The organism is Paenibacillus taiwanensis DSM 18679, assembly GCF_000425125.1.
GTDB classification, from domain to species: Bacteria; Bacillota; Bacilli; order Paenibacillales; family Paenibacillaceae; genus Paenibacillus_B; species Paenibacillus_B taiwanensis.
Genome location: NZ_KE384307.1, coordinates 224863 through 243094, shown reverse-complemented (window position 1 = coordinate 243094; position 18232 = coordinate 224863). Strand labels below are relative to the sequence as shown.

Annotated in this window: 14 protein-coding genes; 3 read left to right on the top strand and 11 right to left on the bottom strand. The window is 44.8% G+C overall.

Going from position 1 to position 18232, the window contains the following annotated elements:
- Positions 1-2: 2 nt before the first annotated feature.
- The 4 genes from H509_RS0115015 to H509_RS0114990 all read right to left on the bottom strand — a co-directional run bounded on the left by H509_RS0115015 (position 3) and on the right by H509_RS0114990 (position 7159).
- Positions 3-794, bottom strand: coding sequence for a hypothetical protein (locus H509_RS0115015; protein ID WP_028545803.1), 792 nt, complete (start codon positions 792-794; stop codon positions 3-5).
- Between the two features lie 2 nt (positions 795-796).
- Positions 797-3241 (bottom strand): restriction endonuclease-like protein, encoded by a 2445-nt coding sequence (locus H509_RS0115010; RefSeq protein WP_028545802.1) that lies wholly within the window; start codon positions 3239-3241, stop codon positions 797-799.
- Positions 3213-5411 carry an MrcB family domain-containing protein gene (locus H509_RS0115005; RefSeq protein WP_028545801.1) on the bottom strand — a complete coding sequence of 733 codons (2199 nt, stop codon included), beginning with the start codon at positions 5409-5411 and terminating at the stop codon, positions 3213-3215. Before H509_RS0115005 ends, H509_RS0115010 begins: the two co-directional genes overlap by 29 nt.
- Positions 5412-6454: 1043 nt before the next feature.
- Positions 6455-7159 carry a CPBP family intramembrane glutamic endopeptidase gene (locus H509_RS0114990; protein ID WP_028545800.1) on the bottom strand — a complete coding sequence of 235 codons (705 nt, stop codon included), beginning with the start codon at positions 7157-7159 and terminating at the stop codon, positions 6455-6457.
- 85 nt (positions 7160-7244) lie between these two features.
- On the opposite strand from H509_RS0114990, the gene H509_RS0114985 reads away from it, so the two are divergent.
- Positions 7245-7991: a MerR family transcriptional regulator gene (locus H509_RS0114985; protein ID WP_028545799.1), complete on the top strand. Its 747-nt coding sequence runs from the start codon at positions 7245-7247 to the stop codon at positions 7989-7991.
- A gap of 413 nt (positions 7992-8404) precedes the next feature.
- Here H509_RS0114985 and H509_RS0114980 read toward each other — a convergent pair whose 3' ends face one another.
- Positions 8405-9760 carry a dipeptidase gene (locus H509_RS0114980; protein ID WP_028545798.1) on the bottom strand — a complete coding sequence of 452 codons (1356 nt, stop codon included), beginning with the start codon at positions 9758-9760 and terminating at the stop codon, positions 8405-8407.
- Positions 9761-9919: 159 nt separating this feature from the next.
- Complete coding sequence (gene cls, locus H509_RS0114975; RefSeq protein ID WP_028545797.1) at positions 9920-11341, bottom strand: cardiolipin synthase; 1422 nt, start codon at positions 11339-11341, stop codon at positions 9920-9922.
- A 212-nt stretch (positions 11342-11553) separates the two neighbouring features.
- Between cls and H509_RS25495 the strand changes: the two genes are divergently transcribed.
- Both H509_RS25495 and H509_RS0114965 read left to right on the top strand, forming a co-directional pair.
- Positions 11554-12579: a M23 family metallopeptidase gene (locus H509_RS25495; RefSeq protein WP_084159270.1), complete on the top strand. Its 1026-nt coding sequence runs from the start codon at positions 11554-11556 to the stop codon at positions 12577-12579.
- Between the two features lie 53 nt (positions 12580-12632).
- Positions 12633-13085 carry a bactofilin family protein gene (locus H509_RS0114965; protein ID WP_028545796.1) on the top strand — a complete coding sequence of 151 codons (453 nt, stop codon included), beginning with the start codon at positions 12633-12635 and terminating at the stop codon, positions 13083-13085.
- Positions 13086-13322: 237 nt separating this feature from the next.
- On the opposite strand, the gene H509_RS0114960 is transcribed toward H509_RS0114965, so the two are convergent.
- The 5 genes from H509_RS0114960 to H509_RS0114940 form a co-directional block, all read right to left on the bottom strand.
- Positions 13323-13568: a hypothetical protein gene (locus tag H509_RS0114960; protein ID WP_051287202.1), complete on the bottom strand. Its 246-nt coding sequence runs from the start codon at positions 13566-13568 to the stop codon at positions 13323-13325.
- An 89-nt stretch (positions 13569-13657) separates the two neighbouring features.
- Positions 13658-14647: an LCP family glycopolymer transferase gene (locus H509_RS0114955; RefSeq protein ID WP_036697576.1), complete on the bottom strand. Its 990-nt coding sequence runs from the start codon at positions 14645-14647 to the stop codon at positions 13658-13660.
- Positions 14648-14793: 146 nt separating this feature from the next.
- Complete coding sequence (gene rfbD / locus H509_RS0114950) at positions 14794-15669, bottom strand: dTDP-4-dehydrorhamnose reductase (protein WP_028545793.1); 876 nt, start codon at positions 15667-15669, stop codon at positions 14794-14796.
- 15 nt (positions 15670-15684) lie between these two features.
- Complete coding sequence (rfbC, locus tag H509_RS0114945) at positions 15685-16233, bottom strand: dTDP-4-dehydrorhamnose 3,5-epimerase (protein WP_028545792.1); 549 nt, start codon at positions 16231-16233, stop codon at positions 15685-15687.
- Positions 16234-16328: 95 nt separating this feature from the next.
- Positions 16329-18194 (bottom strand): glycosyl hydrolase family 28-related protein, encoded by a 1866-nt coding sequence (locus H509_RS0114940; protein ID WP_028545791.1) that lies wholly within the window; start codon positions 18192-18194, stop codon positions 16329-16331.
- Positions 18195-18232: the final 38 nt, after the last annotated feature.

Below are 18232 nucleotides of genomic sequence, written 5' to 3'. Positions count from 1 at the left end.
TACTATGGTCTTATAATTTCCGAAGGCCTCTTGCTGCGTGACACAACTATCAATCCCAGAAGTTGAATACCGAACACAGCAATGAACAGATCAATCCGATTGACAACAAACGCTAAAGCAGGCGAAACAATAATTACGGCAATAAGGCACCACCGTTTAGCGCCTTGTTTAACTAGTTCTCCCCGGAAAAAGAAAAAGAGCATGGCAACAAATAATGTTGCAGATAGAAAAATAGTCACGCCCAAAAGCAAAATGCAAATCTGAATCCACAAAGAGGCTCCTTGCTTCACTAATTGATAAATAAACACAATATATAATGTAATAATTAAAAATAATATCATTGGTCCGAATGGAGCGTACAACCTCTGAATGTAGATCAACCACTCAGTGTTTTCTTCATCTTCTCTTTGTTGGCCCAGTTGTCTGCCAAGTTTGTCCACCTCGCTCACTATCAAAGCCTGCAACGTATGGAGCAGAAGGGGATTAAGTTGCTTATAATAATCTCGCATGACCGTTCGTTGTGCATTTGTTAGATAAGGACCACATTCCCCCAACAATGCATACATCTGCTGCTTACTCACTTCATTATCCTGATGAATTACATTCGCAATACTTAACTCAAGCTTAGTAAAAAGACTTTGCTTTAACTGTAACATTACCAGCTTACTCTGTTGTTTGCTATCTATCATACCTTTGAACTGCTTGTACATCCAGACTAATATTGTGCCTATAATCGAAATGAGTATCGTCTCTGACGTATTTGCTTTTAAAAATGCTGCAATATCTGCCCACATTGCTATGTCCCGCCTCCGCCTACGCCTCCAACTTCATCACCTAACTCCAAGCTCTCTAGCCGCGTCGCTCGATCCACGTGATAATCATCCCACTTCACGCTGATCTTTCCCTGTCGGCGTTTCTCTCGCCAGTCACGTAACTGAGCTTCCGTCTCCAGCCGCAGCTCCGCAACCTCCACCGCGCGATCAAATATGTATTTTGATGTTAGTAGAACGCTTTTCACGCCATGTCCGCCCGGTACAATCCGCTCCTCTCTCTCCAGCCATTCCTCTACAGTTAGTTTCACATATAATTCATTTGTCGCTCCACGTCTCGATGGGATTTCATGAATTTCGTGCCGTGGAAGCACTTTCCACGTTTTCACCTTTCCATAAAGTGTGATACCTGCTTGTTCACGGCCAAATCGCTTAATTGATTGATAGATCGCAACATACTCAAGCTGCGACAACGTCCCATGTTTTGAAAAATGCTGTAAAGGCACATGATAGAATCCGAAACGTCTAAGATCTCGGAGTTGATTCTCATGGCTTAGTGCCCCCACCAATACCGTTTGTCCGGCTAACTTGTCCGCGTAATACTCTTTCGTTCCCCTCGGTTGTGTCGAACGCTCATATGCTTTCTCTGGGCTATCCAAAATAATTTCATCAAGAAACGTCTCCAGCAACGATGTCGAATTTGGTAGTAACGGAAAAGCCCCTACGTTCACAAGATCAATACTCTTGTAAAAATGATGCTCCTGATACTTTTGCTCATCCGCATAGGGAAAAAGAACGTACGCTCCGAACATACTACGTTCAAGTTCCTTATCATCTGCTCTCAGACCGGCTACAATGGCATCCCGATACCGATGCATTGTATTAATATCCTCTTCTTGAGGGCCTGGTTCCTTGTATTTTCTCTGATAAGACGTCCCCTCATAAGCAGGATTGATCCGATACTTTGCATCAAAGATATATTTGTATTCTACTGTGGAATCCCGCTTCTTCAACGTCAGAACGTTGTCCGGCTGCTGACCAGTCGTCCGACTCCCATCACCAGATGGTAACGCGTTATAGTACAGAATAAACTCCTCACCGTTCTGTGGATGACGATACACTATCTTCGATGCATTTCCTCGCTTCAGCTTCACGAACAATCCGCTCCGATTTAACTTAATAATATCTTGTTTGACCAATTCATATTTGCGGCTTAGGAGCTCGTGGATTTTTAGGAAGCACCAGTATTCATACAATTGCGCAAGATCTTTCATGGATAAACGGAAGAGATCATTTTGGATGGCCAGTCCCTTCATAAGTATCAAATAAAACTTGTAAATATCCCTGTAACCCGGCGCCATCTGTAGAACAAGTGAAGTCGTCATCTGCCGAATATCTCCAACCTGCAAAAAATCCAGCTGCAAGAAACGCTCAATTTTCTTTTGCATCCGAACTACTTTTTTCAACAGATGGGGATCAGACGATCGTTCCTTTTTCCCAAGCTGTGTTTTTATAATTCGCAACTTTGTCTGCACCCGTACAAGCACCCAACGGACAAAACGATTCTCCGGCGTATCATAATCTACAGACCTTCTCGTCTCCAGAACATGTGAGGGCATATAACCCTGGTCATTAATCCTAAGCAATCCATTCCTTCTATCGGCGGCGACTAGCAAATGCGGTCGTTTTGCTAGAAATGCGATATTTTCACGCCCCGCTTTTTTTACCCGCGACGATTCAACGATCCGATTTTCCATGATCATCCTATGATGTGGTGTGTTATGCATCCGCTCTAAATTCTGTATGAGTTGCTGAAATACATGCTGCAAAATTGTGAATAACTCCGTTAAGCTCTGATTCCTAGTCTCCTTTAATCCAGTAAAGTGATACGTCTTGCGCAAAAAATCAAAAGACAGATTATAGACTTGGGTATTTACATCATTCAGAATAGTTTGATAATCCTGTTTATAATCCATTTTCGATGGGAAAATTTCCAACTGCATTCGAAACAGAGATTCACCATGAAGACGGAGTTCAAGCTCTGTAAAACCCACCTCATTCTGAAAATTAAGCATTCCAGATAGCAGCCGCCCCCCCTTAGGCAAAACAGACTGTCGCAAATTCACATTATCATGGTGGAACGTAATTGGTGTATTCGGCTCCATCTCTACGATTAATTCATAAGTTTGCGCTTCATAAAATAAAGGAGGACATGAATAACCAAACTGCCAAGGTACAAGGCCCTGCTCCTCAGGTGAGAACAGTTTTATAGATGTAATCTCTAAACTAGGCAAAATCGCCTGTATATGAAGGTGGGCGTCAACCCATGTTGAGTCATCCTTACGATGAAGCCGTAACATTTCTACCGTCGGGTGACTCGGCCTCCCTTGCAAATATAAGTTGAATTGATTTGTCTCAATTCTGAGCAGTTCAACTGGATAATTATGAGAGCCAATAAGAAGTGAATCCATCCTCATCTAACCTCCGTAACATGAAGATGATTTTTCTAGCGCTTTGTTTATACCTAGCTGACTCAATCATCTTCTCAATGTTCTGCCATAGTTTGGATGGGTCTTCTGTCAATTCATTAATCGGTAGTTTCTTTCCAATCATAATTTCCAATAGCCGTAGTAGTACAAGTCTTACTGAATCATTACTCCCTTGAATTCTTGGAAGTATTTTTTGCAGGAGTTGAAAATCAAATGCCACATCCTCAGACAACAACTTCGCTTGTACATTATAGATTAGATAAAAACAGATAGCGTCCCTAATCCGAAATCCGACATGGGAATGAATTGTCTCCAGAATCTTATTGACCTCTACTAGTTTCGCCGTAGTCTCTTCGATCAGTTCATTAAATGGTGACTCTCTAACGTATACTTCAGCTAGTTGAAGGTAGTCTGAACGCAAAAAAGAGTTCGGCGCAGGTACCGCTTGAGTATCTACACTATTAAGAGTATCATTCAGCTCCGGAAGTTGATCAAGCCGAATATAATTAAATTCAATTGTATTTGCTCGATCCAGTACCTTCTTACTGAATGGATGCGTCGTTTCATCCATATTCACCGTACCAACGAGATACACATTTTCCGGCAGATAAACGTTCCCATACCGCTTTTTATCTTCTTCATTGACAAGCGAAGCTTCACGGATAAGTGGCTCCGTCATAATCCGCTCTTCCTGCCACTGCTGTGTTTCCAACACACTTAGCATATCACTAAAATAATGCTCCACTCTCGCTAAATTCATCTCATCTAAACAGATAAAGTAAGGCTTATGACTATTGTCTGATTGGCACGCTTCTGTCAGTACTTCTATAAGTGGACCCGGTCTGAACTGGTGAGACAGGTCCTTATACCCCAGGAGATCAGATGGATCGCTCCAATCTGGCCGGATCGGAATAAGAGTAAATTGTTTATTCTCACTTGTTGCTCCCAGTGCCTCCGCAAAAAGCTTAATCAATTTTGTTTTACCCGTTCCAGACACACCAGCTAAAATGACAAATGGTTTAGATTTGAGCGACAAATAAAAGTTCTCAATCAGTTGATCAGGGTAGGCGAAGCCTTTACGGCAAATGTAGCTTTTAATTGCAGCCAACCGTTCGCTCACGCTCAGGTTAATCACAGATAATTGCTCCTGTTCATCGTTATTCAAGACGATATCAACGTACTGCTTGTAATTATTCACGAGATTATGGAGATCACTTATTAGCTGCTCTTCATCTGGTAAATGATCACAATCGTACTTATAATAAGCAACCGTAGATATTTGATAGTCACGCCCCAAGCCACTAGTAGTAAGGTGAATTTCTTCGTCCTTTTTTAGACCTTCCAATGGAAGCATGTCTCTTATCTCTTGAACCTTTCCGCGTAGGTACTTATAACCTTCAACTTTCCCTTTCTTATTCGGTTCTGTTACACCCTGAGCAAGGGTAAGGTAAACAGACTTCATGTCCTCTGCGAAGAGATAAACAATATATTCACCCTTCTGGGTCGATCCCCCAATTCGGCGATCCATAATGGCTATCCATGGTATCGTTGCCCAAACTCCCTGACCGACGGAAGCTTGAATCTTCAAATTTTCGTGGATAAAAGGTAGACTCTTGATACTGTAAGGAACTTGTCGCCTAACGAAGTCACCTAAAGGATTTTTTGCGAAGGGTTCAATTTTAGCATTCGTGTAGTGGGACATAATATGATACAACGTATCCCGTATCGAAAATGATACACCTTGCCGCATTCTGTAATATTGCTCTAACTCTTGCGTAGCGTAATCATGCAGCTCAATCAAGACATCTTTATCGCATGCTTCATAAAGCTGGCTTTTAAAGCCAATCATTTGATTATGTAGATCATGTTCAAGAATCTCCTTCAGAGCTACGATGGGTGTTTGTATCGTCTGCGAAATATCACTAAGAGTCACATCTGCCCAACGCTTCATACCACTAATAGGTGGATCAACTAGCTTACCATGGGATTCCCGCTCCTGTAGAAGGTCAAGAAATCTTTTTTTCAAGCTGTGAAAAGAGACCATTCGCTCCCCGCTCACATTCATTTCACTTAGTAAGGCCAGGACGAGCACCATTTTGTAAGATTTTTGTTTATAGGTAAAAATTCCGGACAAAGTACCCGGTAACGACATATATATAAACCACCTTAGAAAAAAATTAAGAGTACGATAACATTTCTACCAAATCTCATTCGCTATCATTGTATCAGGTTCCTGCTAGTCACATTCATAATAAAGAAAGCATTAACACTGATCGCTTCAAGTAATGACCTTGTAAATAATGAAAATGGACACGGTTTAATAGTTAAATTGATTATATTTATAGCCAAATGATTGAATAAATAAAGTTAGAGTATTATATTAGCTACTGCGTCAACAACCTAATAATGTGGAATTGCCGAAGCTGCCTAAGTCCTCGGGTGGAACAAATCGACGTTGGTTCGTTTTCGAAAACCAGGAGGCTTACCAAAAACAATGCTTTCACTGCCTGAACCGATTCAAGAACTAAGTTGTGGACCGATTTGGCTTGAGAGCGACATTATCAACTATAAAAACTCTGTGGAGGCAATTTCGATGTAGAAATACCAACGGTGCGTTGATGCCGGTATTGAGGTCGATTACAAGATGGGATGGGACATGACGGCTGTTTGGTCTACTCACCATAAATTGCAAGTTAATGAATTGAAGGAACTGTTTCAAGCGAACGGTTGGGTCGATAATTACCGTGGTATTTGCCGCAATCCGAAATTTTAATTTAATGCAGTATCAACTGGCGCCCCCATATATTGTGGGGGTTATCCCATTCTTACTAATTTTCAATTTAACTCTGCGCTTTACCACTATTTGTGATGCGGTTCCCCGTACATAACCTCGCGTCCTCAAACCATTGTCCATTTCGGAATATATAAAACGTCACTCACCATAACCATATACTAGCTCAGTTTTGTGCCGTTTGTGAGGAAAGCCAAATTTTCTTCTAATGCCTCTCAATCATATAGATATAGTAAATGGTAAATACAAAACCGAGCAAAAAGGGCTACCAAATGGCAGCCCCACTTATAATTCATCTCTTCTGATCCTAAACTCTACTAGCCATGTGATGGGTCCCGTCTCATTTGTCGTCATTGCCTCGAAGTGCTTGTTTACGAATTAGGTAATTCTTTTTCTTTCTCCCGTTACATTACCAGAGTCAATAATAAAAATAGTCCATTTGTTAAGCCATGTACCCATACTGCAGGCCAAACAGAATTTGTTCGTTCATACGCCCATGCAAATATGATCCCACCAAGAAAATTCGCAGGCATCGCGTTATAGGTAGGAATATGGACTATCGTAAAGAGACTCGCACTCAAAAACATTGCCCAACTAATGCCTAATCGGGTTCGCAGCCAGCGATAGATAAAACCGCGATAGAATATCTCTTCGTATATAGGCGAGATGATCACTGCTGATGCAAACGCAATGAATACACTGAAGACCGTAACATTCTGCTGAATTGATTCCGTCTTAGAATTTTCAAATGTATTGCCGATATAGCTGGTAAGGATCATTACGATGGTGCTGCCTATAATCAGCAAGAACGTCCATAACAGAATTCGCCACCAATCCTTCGCAGGAAAGGATCTTAAACCCACTTCACTCCAAGAAAGCTTTTTAGGACGTATCCCTATGAAATACACTCCCAGCATTAATACTATTGCTATTGTAAGCCCTGTCAATGTTCCTGAATACAGCTCATCTCCAAGCCATTGCGCATATACGGGTTTTACTACAAATTTAATAAATCCGATAACAAATACAAACTCTAGCAACAGCAAAGCTACAAACTCTTTCCATGTCCAATTATCCCTTTGTTTCCAATGCGTTAAGTGATCAGTCATTCCCTTACCCCTTTGTCTCTGTGATATAATTCAAATATATTGGGTGACGCTACGTCACCTGCAAGCATTTTTTTGGAGGAATATCATGAGTCATTGGACAACAGGACAAGTATCCAAACAAAGCAATGTTTCTGTAAGAACACTTCGCTATTATGATCAAATTGGGCTCCTTACACCTAGCTTTAAGGACGAAAGCGGACGCCGTTGCTATTCCGAAGAAAACTTGTTCACTTTGGAAAAGATCACACTTCTAAAATCTCTCATGCTTCCACTCGAAGAGATTCAGAATTTATTGGATAAGCTATCCTACCGAGAAATACTAAAAGCTCACTATAATCATCTTCAAGAACAACTTTCTTCGCTCCAAACTAGCATCTCCAATACGACCTCGCTCATCAACATGTTTGATCTTGAGGGAGAAGTATCGTGGAAACGAATTTCACATTTAGTACAGACAGCCAAACATAATTCGAAAAAATGGATTGAATATTTTGAAGATGACGAGAAGGATTTTTTAGAACAAGTACTTCCTAGTCTTAGTAAAAGCGACCGAATCACCCAACAATATATTTCACTATTACGAAGAATTGAATGGTGTCAGCAGCATAGCATATTACCTGAATCTGAAGCTGGCTATCAGATTGGTTGTGAGTTGATTGCAGTTTCCAATGATACATTTGATGGAAATGAAGAGTTAATGAATAAGTTTTGGGAAGTAAGAAAAATGCCGTCAGAGACAACTGGACTGTATCCTATAACAGATCAATCACTGGAATTTGCAGAACGTTGTATTATCTATGCAGAGCAATTGCTGAATAAAGAAAGTGAATGATTGGTTTCTTAACACTATAGATCTGAGTGATTCCTTCATCCACCAATGATCATTGTTGCATATTGGATCAGCTACACTTAATTGCACAGAAAAAATAAGGGCTAGTAGAATGAAACCAACACGATTAGGAGCGGATCTACTATGCCAAACAAAAACTTACATTCACAGCAGAGTTCAAGAAACAGATAGTTGTTTTACATGAAAATGGAAAGTCAAGAGAAAAGCACATATTACCTAAATACTTCACTCGGTACGGTACTTCGGTATAAAAAAGAAGCGGGCTACTAACCCACTTCGTCCGTTTCACGCCAATACACCTCAACTATTAGTCTTTCTAACTAACAGTGAGCAACACTCCACATGTGTCGTACGCGGGAACAATCTCCTATGCAACAGAAATTGTTCCCAAACCCTTAAACCGTCTTCAAGAACTCCACAATCGTCAGCAGACCCTTATCAAAGTTTTCCAAGTTAAAGTGCTCATTTGGCGCATGCAGGTTCTCGTCCGGTAAGCCGAAGCCCATCATCACAACAGGCGCCTCCAGCACACGGGAGAACGTCTCCACGATCGGGATCGAGCCGCCGTCCTTCGTGAACAAGGCGCGCGTGCCATAGACACTCGCATAAGCGTCCGCTGCTACTTGCAGCATACGATCCGTCGGATCGATGTTAAAGGCGCGAGCCTTCTCGCCGTCTGTAATCTTCAAAGTCGCGCCTGGCTGAATGTGCTTGTTCAGGTGCGCCTTGATCTTGTCGAGCATGTCCTGCGGATCTTGGTCGCCAACTAGACGGCACGTAATCTTCGCATGCGCTTCCTTCGGAATCACCGTCTTGGTACCTTCGCCTTGGAAGCCGCCGTACACGCCGTTCAGTTCCAGCGTCGGACGTGCGCCAACGCGCTCCACAAAGGAATAACCCTCTTCCCCGTACAGCGTGTCAAGGCCCAGTTTATCCGTGAGCGCCTGCTCGTTCATATTTTGCTTCGCAAACTCCTCACGCATGAGCGCCGACAGCTCTGGCACGCCTTTGTAGAAGCCTTCCACGGCTACACGGCCCTGCGCGTCATGCAGCGTGGCGAGCAGCGCCACAAGCGCGTGCAGCGCATTTGGAACACCACCGCCAAACGTACCGGAATGCAGGTCCGTGTTGGCGGTATTCACTTCTACCTCCAGCGAGCACAAGCCGCGCAGACCGGTGCTGATTGCTGGCTTGCCTGGCTCCAGCAGCGACGTGTCCGAGATGATGACCGCGTCTGTCGCCAGCTTGTCCTTATTTGCATCAAGGAACGGCGGCAAACTTGCGCTTGAAATCTCCTCTTCCCCTTCGATGCACAGCTTGATATTAACTGGAAGCCCATTCTCTTCCTTTAAAATCGCTTCAATCGCCTTAATGTGCAGGAACAACTGCCCTTTATCGTCTGTCGCACCGCGCGCGTACAGCTTGCCGTCACGAATGTCCGGCTCAAACGGCGGGGTCGTCCACAAGTGCAATGGATCTACCGGCTGCACATCGTAGTGACCATAGACCAGAATAGTTGGTCTGCCTGGCGCATGCAAATAATCAGCAGTCACAATCGGATGACCGTCCGTCTGGTGCACCACTACATTTTCCAAGCCAATACTAATCAGATGCTTCTCAAGCCACGAAGCTGCTTTGTTTACGTCCTCTTTATGAGCAGACAATGCCGATATGCTCGGAATCGCCAACCATTCTTTTAGTTCATTCAGATGCTTTTCTCGATGTTGTTGAAAATACGTTTCATAACTCATGATCAGTAAACGCCTCCTTCATATGTATAACGTTATTGTACGCCTTTTGGACCATTTGTGAAATTATGAAATTGGAAATGACCCAATCATGAAATAGCGGCATGGCAACTTACTGGCATGTGGCCTGATGCACAGTGCACACACCATTCAGCATTGCGCTCATAATAATGGCGACAGCATCCGTGACACACCCTCCAGCACCCGCTGCCAGCGTGATCGCTTGACGAACTGCTCATAATCGATCTCCTTGCTGTCTGCGAAGTCCAGCTCAAAGTCCTGCGCCAAGCAGTCGATGACCGCTTCGTCAAACATAACCGCATTCAGCTCAAAGTTGCTAAAAAAGCTGCGCATGTCCATGTTCGCGGTGCCAACACACGCCAGTGAGTGGTCCATAACCATCGTTTTGGCATGAGCAAAGCCTTTATAATACTCAAAAAAACGTACACCCGACTGCATCAGCTCCTCCAAGTACGAGCGCGCTGCCCAATCGACGAGCTTGGAGTCCGAATGGTGCGGAATAATAATTCGCACATCCACACCACTTACACCTGCCGTCTTTAGCGCAAGCTGCGTTCCCGTGTCCGGGATAAAGTACGGCGTCATTATCCATACACGCTCCCGCGCGCAGCTCAGCGCTCCGAAGTACAGCTCTTGGATTGCATCCCAGCTCGTATCCGGACCGCTAGGTACGAGCTTAACCTGTTCCTTACCAGGGCAGATATGACGAGGAAAGAACTCTCGCCCTAAGAGCCGCTGTTGTGAGGCAAACGCCCAGTCGTGTAGAAACACTGCCTGTAGCGTATACACAGCATCCCCCTCCACCTGTAGATGCGTATCCCGCCAGAAGCCATTCTTTGGACTACCGCCCACATATTCGTCCCCAATGTTAATGCCGCCCACAAAACCGATTTTGCCGTCCACAACAACAATTTTACGATGATTCCGGTAATTGAGCCGTCGCTTGAAAAATGACACCCACACCGGCAAAAACCAGTGAAACTCAATGCCTGCCTCTTCGAATTGCTTCACATAGCGTCGCTTCAACTCGATGCTGCCAACACCGTCGGCAAGCACACGAACCTTAACACCTTGCTGAGCCTTATCAATTAGCAGCTTCTGGAACATCGCGCCAATGGAATCGTCCTTAATAATATAAAATTCGATATGAATATGTTGCTCTGCCCCCTTGATCGCTTCGGCTATCGCTTCATATGTGGCATGTCCGTTCGTCAGCACCTGCGTGCGGTTGCAGCTTGTAATCGGGCTTTCCGACAGCGTTGAAATGAGGCGAAATAGACGATCCTGCCGCTGCATTTCAGCATTGTGAAGCTCCTGCACATCACGAACAACATGAAGAAAATCTAATTCTTCTATTATATGATCAACAAACCAGCTTTTACGAATCCGTCTTCTGGCCGTATATTCCTGAGCAAGGAAATAGTACATTACAAACCCGATGATCGGAATGCAAAATGATATCCACAGCCAGGCGACCGCCTTAGCGGGATGTTTGTACTCCAACACCAAAACAGTAAACAACTGAAATAAATAGAGCAGAAGCCCGATGATCCACCATATCATTACACACATTTCTCCTCATCTTATCATGGCCTACGTTCAGCCTTGCCCAGATGCCCCTCTTCTCATTCATTTAATGCGCAACGAGTTGGACACTCGACACAATAAGAGCCACTCAATCAGCGAATAGTCACGTTTTATTGGTTATGTTTTGTCTGAGCAAGGAATAAAGTGCATAAAGAGGAACATGCATGACCAATTCGGGAGGTGATGTTATGAAGCGGCGATGGTTTAACGATTCAATGACATTGCTCGTTATCCGTGATGCAGACCAGGCAGTTAAGCAAGTTAATGTCCCGAAAATGCTGATCGTATCCGTACCGATTGCGGCCTTGATGTCAATCTCTGGTCTTATTTTGACGATGCAGTTCACTTCTGCCAAAGAGATTAGTGCGCTTAAAGGACAGCTAAGCAATCAGTCACTCGCGCTTGATGTCACGGTCAAAGATAAAGAGGAAGCCATTCGTAAGCTGCAAAATGAAATCGTCCGTCTGTCCGCTGAAGCAAAGGACGTTAAACATCGCGTACAGCAAATGAGCGATTTGGAGAACAGACTCGAGAACTTTGTGGAATCTCATCTGGGCTCCGAAGCTGCTGCCAAGCCCCCTAAACTGTCCTTGTCACGTACATCATGGACGGAGACAGAGCAAGTGGGCGGCGAAGCACAATATGCCGACACGGATGAACTCATTGAGCTTGCCCGTCAATCCAGCCTGGATTTGAAGCAGGTTCAGCAGATGCTGAACACGGTGGCACAATCAGCTCCCGTCACCCTGAATCAGGCGATTCAGAAGCAAACGACGATAGCCGGCACACCGTCCATCTGGCCGACGACGTCACGCCGCCTCACTTCCAGCTTCGGATATCGTCAAGATCCAATGACTGGACGTGCTGCCTTTCATGCGGGCATAGACATCGGCGGCGAGGTGGGCGATCCGGTATACGCAGCAGCAGACGGACAGGTTATTACAGCAGAGTTTAATCATGCACGCGGCAACTATATTATCATTCGCCATGTTAACAATTTGGAGACATGGTATATGCATTTGAGCAGACTTTCCGTTCAGCCTGGTGATAACGTATCAAAAGGTGATCTGATTGGTGAATTGGGCAGCACAGGGCGCAGTACAGGGCCCCATTTACATTTTCAAGTGGTCCAGCAAGGCACGCCTATTGATCCCTCTCCTTATATGCGACACAACCGTACCCAAATGACACAAGGCGGCAAGGACACCTATTAAAGCAAGTTCCTCTGTATGCACCCTTCAAAATATGTAATCGAGGTGAGCTTATTATGTTTGGTAAATCCGAATCTGCAAGTACACGCTCCAATCCATCTACAGACACACTGATCAGTTACGGTACGGAAATGGAAGGAACTATCCACTCCCCTTCCAATATACGTATTGACGGCACATTTAAAGGCGATATTCGCAGCGAGGGCAGTGTTGTCATTGGCGAGAAGGGAGAGGCACATTCCAATATTGAGGCGAAGCAAATCATTATTGCGGGTAAAGTATTCGGGGAGCTTAAAAGCAGCGGCAAAGTTACGATTACCCCTTCAGGGATCGTGTCTGGGAACTGTGAATCCCAGTGGCTTATCATTCAGGAGGGCGGTATTCTAAACGGTAACAGTATCATGGAACGATTGGAGCAGGCTAGTAATAACAAGCAGAAGCTGTCTAGTAAGGTTGATGCGGAAGGAAAGACCAACAAAGACAAAGTGAACGAGAAGCAAGCGGGTTAATCCCCCTTGCTTCTTGTTCCATATAGAGGAGGTAGGAATACCGATTGGGGGGTGCTGCTTTGTGCAGGAACTTGTCACAACTTGCTCATAGCTTGGACAGCTTGCCTATGGCTAGCGTATGGCTTGCTCACAGTTTTCATATGTCTTGCTCAGAAATTGCTCCGTACACATTACTTCCCATTTAAATGGATAGCGGGAGCAGTCACATAAGCTGCACAATATCATTAAAAGATCCGATTAATAAGACAATCGTTCGTGTTGAATCAAACAATCATAAGGAGTGCCTGTTGCCATAGCCGTCCATAGGATACCAAGCATCTTGTGCTCACGGACACAGGTGCTGCACGCACCTAAAGGAATATGCCCACGGAAAAATCCCGTGCGGAATTGCATGGTGCTTCGTTCTGCCGATACAGGCTCGCGACAGCCGAGGCAGTACACCGGCTTCTGCGACAAATGGTGTGACGTGTCCAAGGTCTCCATGTACAAGGCAACCCTCCTGTAGGGGAAAGTGTAAACTTTTTCATTTGCTACATTTCGTATCCATAATGTACGTTATTACCGGCTTATTGTCAAGCAGATTGCTCCAATTTGTTACGAAGCAAATCATGAATTCGCACTCTTTCTTGCTCATCCACTAGCCAGTAATAGATTCCATTCATTCTGGCGCTCCGACCTTGAACCTCTATTTTCTCGACCTCTTTCAAAGTTGACATATAATGCACCATTACATTTTGCCAATCTTCAAATTGAAAGTTCGTTTTGATGTAATTTTTCATCGTGTCGAGTAACGCTGTCCAATGTGTGATCCCTTGAAAAGATGCCGCACGCTTTAAGATCGAATGCAGCACCTCCCGCTGACGATCCATCCGGCCAAAGTCCCCATTTGGGTCCTGCTTGCGCATCCGCACATACGCTAATGCTTCATAGCCAGCCAAATGCAAATCACCTTGCGCGAAATGAACACCATCCAGTTGGAAAGGAAAAGGATTTTTTACGTCCACCCCGCCCATCGTATCAATTATCGTCTGAAAGCCTTCCATATTCGTCTTTACGTAATAATGGATCGGAACGTGAAACAATTCCTCAACAGACGCCACTGACATCGTCACCCCACCAAAGGCGTACGCATGATTAATCTTGTCCTCTTTATTTCGGCCAACAATCTCCGTCCGTGTATCACGTGGAATGTTAACCATCGTTACTTTGCCTGACTTCGGATTAACGACAGCAATCGCCATACTGTCTGACCTTCCGACATCGCCCTTTCTTTCGTCCACCCCCAAAATAAGAACCGTAAACGGCTCGCCTTCCTTTAAGTTTGGATCGGTTACGAACAAAGGCGTATCCACAAACTTGTCAATCGGCTTATCCGTATGGACTTTTTTCAAGTTTAAGGCGGATAGCTTTCTCGGCGGCAATGGCTCATACATAGCATTTGCTGTGCTCCTCAGCTTGTACCATAACGTTCCGCCTACCGCTGCGGTTCCTAGTAGAAGTACCGACATCACAATAAAGACGACCTTATGCCAAGGTCGCCAACGGTTCCATATTTTTATCATCGGATCACTCCAGGGCGCATGCCTTCTAGGTATCATCCCCCGAGACAGCGCTAATCTAATTGATATTACATCCTATCCGCAATCCACTACCCGCTTTGCTTGTTCCGCTCAGGACATCTTCGTTCGACTTATCCTGATAGCCCTCTCTATTCACATAGGCCGTCTTGCTTTAGCTCTTGCACGCAAGTATGCAGCGCTTCCTGCCAGTGACGCAGGGGCTGGAATCCGTTTAGCCGCAGCGCCCTCCCGTCCATAACGGAGTAAGACGGCCTGCGAGCAGGCCTTGGAAACCGCGAGGTCGGCACAGGCCGAACCGGTACTTGCGTCCCCGTCTCCTTCATAATTGCGCTCGCAAAGTCATACCATGAGCATGGACCTGCATTTGTAACATGATAAGTACCATAAAGATCCGATTGAAGCAGATTCACAATCGTCTCTGCGAGATCAACCGTATATGTCGGGCATCCAAACTGATCGTGCACCACCTGCAGCTCAGATTGTTCACGAGCGAGCCGTAACATCGATTTCACAAAATTGTGCCCGTGACGACCAAATACCCAAGAAGTACGGACGATAAATGCACGCTGATGGAGCTGCTTAACAAACTGCTCCCCCTGCCATTTGGAAGTCCCGTATACATTGATTGGACGCGGGCGGGCAAATTCATCGTACGGCTTCAAGGATCTGCCGTCAAAAACATAATCCGTGCTGACATACAGCAGTTTGGATCCTACTGCTTGCGCTGCCGCAGCTATGTTCCGTGTCCCATATGCATTAACCTGAAAAGCCTTGTCAGACTCGCTTTCTGCCTCATCCACCTTCGTATAGGCTGCCGCATGGATAACTGCTGCCGGTTGTTCATGGCGCATCCATTGCATGACCGCTACCACATCGGTGACATCGAGCTGCTTCCTATTACTTGCCACATAAGGAATGGCGCGTTGATCCAAAACGGCCTGCACATCTCTGCCAAGCTGTCCATCCGCGCCTGTAATGAGGATCGGTTGTATTTTCCTTGTCATCAGTCGCCCTCCCTTTTAGTCACCCGGTAGTTCTGCATCTTCGAGTAAGGGCAGCCGCTCATCTTTGTGTGAAAGGATAGGGGTGGACGAAGGCCATGAAATGTTCAGTGTCGAGTCGTTCCAGCGTATTCCTCGATCAAGTTCGGGCGAATAATAATGGTCTACTTTATAAATGACCTCGGCATTTGGGGTTAGCGTGTAGAAGCCGTGAGCGAAGCCTGCCGGTATAAGCAATTGCAGTTTGTTCTCAGCGCTCAGCTTTACAGCGGTCCACTGCCCAAATTGCGGTGAGTGGGGCCGAATATCTACCGCCACATCCCATATTTCGCCCGCGAGCACGCGTACCAGCTTCGTCTGTGCTTTTGGAGCTAATTGGTAGTGAAGCCCTCTGAGCGTGCCTTGAACAACCGATAACGAATGGTTATCTTGAACAAATGTAATGTCGATGCCTAAATCATGCAATCTGCTGCTATGATAGCTTTCCATAAAAAAACCTCTATCATCTTCATGAACGGTCGGTTCCAGAATCCAAACGTCATTCAGCGTCGTATGCGTCATCTTCATCACTTTGCCCCCTGCTCATCCCGATGTAGGTCTTACTTAGAAAGAGACAGCAACAAAAGGGGCAATCATTCTGCCCCTTTTGTGCGCCTGCTGAATTAAGGGTAGAAAGGTGTTTGAATAATTACAGGCGTATTACCTTCAGTAATAATCAAGCTGCCACTTAACATTGGAGATGCCGATACGATGGAGTTGTTAGTCCAAAACAGTTGTGTGCTCGCATTGTCCAAAGGTCCAATGCTTCTCAGCAGCATCCCCGTATACATTTTAGAAGGAGTACGGTTATCCTCAATCGAGTTATCCTGAATGAGCACATTTCGGAACAACCGATTTTCAAGCAGTGCAATGCCCGCGCTGTTACCATCTTTGCCACTGTACAAGGAGCCTGCATTAACGATCGTATTTTTCTCTACGGTTACGTCTGTTAATACGCCATGCACGTTCCAGGTAATACCATTACTGTACGAGTTACGAATCATATTGCCTCGAATCCGCATATCTGTGATGTTGGCTGTTGTACTGTACAACGAGAGGTCAATACCCGCTGCGTTAGGTGATAAGGTCATATAACCTCCACCTGGATTTTCGAAGTCAATAAAGTTATTCAAAATGGAAAGACCGGTCCAGGAGTAATTGCCTTTGTTGTAAAATTGAATCCCTGCTGCCGCCGCATTTGTCGGTAAAAATCCACCGCCTCGTGCATTTACGACAATGTTATTGTTCTTAATCGTTAACGTGCCTACATGATCAATCGAAGCCCATAAACTCATACCAAATACGGCTTTTTGAATTCGGTTGCCTGCAATCATATTGTCCTTATTATCATACGCAGGATTGTCGGTAGGTCCGTAAATGATACCCGTTCGGTATTTACTGATCGTATTGTTCAGCACGTTCTTGGTCGAGCCGTGAACTTCGATGGCCGTGTTGGCCCCAGGGCCACCCGCTTCAAAGAAGTTTCCTGACACGAGCACGTTATTACCAACTAAATACATGCAAGAAGTATCATAGAAGAACGTTGCTCCCGATCCCATGTTCAGAAATCTATTGCCAGTAATCGTCATATCCGCTACAACATTTGCCATAATTGAATGAATTGCATGGCTATTCTTTACTGTAATATTGGCGATCTTAACACCGCTACCAGTATACATCATAATCTCACGACGAGCGTTGTAAGCGTCAGTCGGCTTAGTGGATATCGGATTGTTTAAGGAATTAGAATCGATCGTAATATCCGTAATCGACAAGTTTTTGACTGGCAGCTTAAATTCGAATACGTTGTTGTAGACCCCTATTTTATTTGCAATTTTGAGTGTGCCTGTGCCAGCAATGGATACTTTTTGCGGCATTTGAATAAAGGTTTGGCCTGGTGCGGTCATCGTCCCTAATATATATGTGCGTCCCGAGGAAAAATGAACGGCAGCATTGGTCGTTAATTGAGAGGCATAATTAACGGCAGCCTGAATATAAGGACGATCGTCCTGAACAGAATTACCAAGTGCTCCGAACCATTCTGGATATACGGTTTTAATCGCGGCAGTCCCTGCTACGTTCCCTTGACCACCGAATATTTTGTAAAGCCCCGCAACAATTTTTCCGTTAATATATAAACTTTTTCCTGACGCGACTTGTATTTTAGCATTCTCGCCAAATGCAAGCGTAAGGTTGGAGTTAAAAGTCAAGTTGTCGTTTAACAAATAGGTTCCTGTTGGGAAATAGATCGTGCCTGATAACAAATTACTCGCTTTGACAAGTGCTTTTGTGTCATCTTTGATGCCATTCCCGACCGCTCCAAATGCCGTAATGCTAATACCTTGCGGCTTTGGCGCATCTAATGCCGAGACTTTCATCGGAGGATAGTCGTTTACTTGCAGCATGAATACGCTTAACATCACACAGACAATTAGCAGCCACCTTCCCAGATACGGAATCTTCGTGCTCTCTTTTCGCAATGCTTTCACCTTCTTTCAAAGTATGATTCCTCCTGTCGATTTAAAGA

Bases quoted from the DNA above. Each gene is read 5' to 3' on its own strand.
- H509_RS0114965 (WP_028545796.1), top strand. From the start codon at position 12,633: ATGTTTGGTAAATCCGAATCTGCAAGTACACGCTCCAATCCATCTACA.
- H509_RS0114985 (WP_028545799.1), top strand. From the start codon at position 7,245: ATGAGTCATTGGACAACAGGACAAGTATCCAAACAAAGCAATGTTTCT.
- H509_RS0115005 (WP_028545801.1), bottom strand. From the start codon at position 5,411: ATGTCGTTACCGGGTACTTTGTCCGGAATTTTTACCTATAAACAAAAA.
- cls (WP_028545797.1), bottom strand. From the start codon at position 11,341: ATGATATGGTGGATCATCGGGCTTCTGCTCTATTTATTTCAGTTGTTT.
- H509_RS0114980 (WP_028545798.1), bottom strand. From the start codon at position 9,760: ATGAGTTATGAAACGTATTTTCAACAACATCGAGAAAAGCATCTGAAT.
- H509_RS25495 (WP_084159270.1), top strand. From the start codon at position 11,554: ATGAAGCGGCGATGGTTTAACGATTCAATGACATTGCTCGTTATCCGT.
- rfbC (WP_028545792.1), bottom strand. From the start codon at position 16,233: ATGAAGATGACGCATACGACGCTGAATGACGTTTGGATTCTGGAACCG.
- rfbD (WP_028545793.1), bottom strand. From the start codon at position 15,669: ATGACAAGGAAAATACAACCGATCCTCATTACAGGCGCGGATGGACAG.
- H509_RS0114990 (WP_028545800.1), bottom strand. From the start codon at position 7,159: ATGACTGATCACTTAACGCATTGGAAACAAAGGGATAATTGGACATGG.
- H509_RS0115015 (WP_028545803.1), bottom strand. From the start codon at position 794: ATGTGGGCAGATATTGCAGCATTTTTAAAAGCAAATACGTCAGAGACG.
- H509_RS0114955 (WP_036697576.1), bottom strand. From the start codon at position 14,647: ATGATAAAAATATGGAACCGTTGGCGACCTTGGCATAAGGTCGTCTTT.
- H509_RS0114960 (WP_051287202.1), bottom strand. From the start codon at position 13,568: ATGGAGACCTTGGACACGTCACACCATTTGTCGCAGAAGCCGGTGTAC.
- H509_RS0115010 (WP_028545802.1), bottom strand. From the start codon at position 3,241: ATGGATTCACTTCTTATTGGCTCTCATAATTATCCAGTTGAACTGCTC.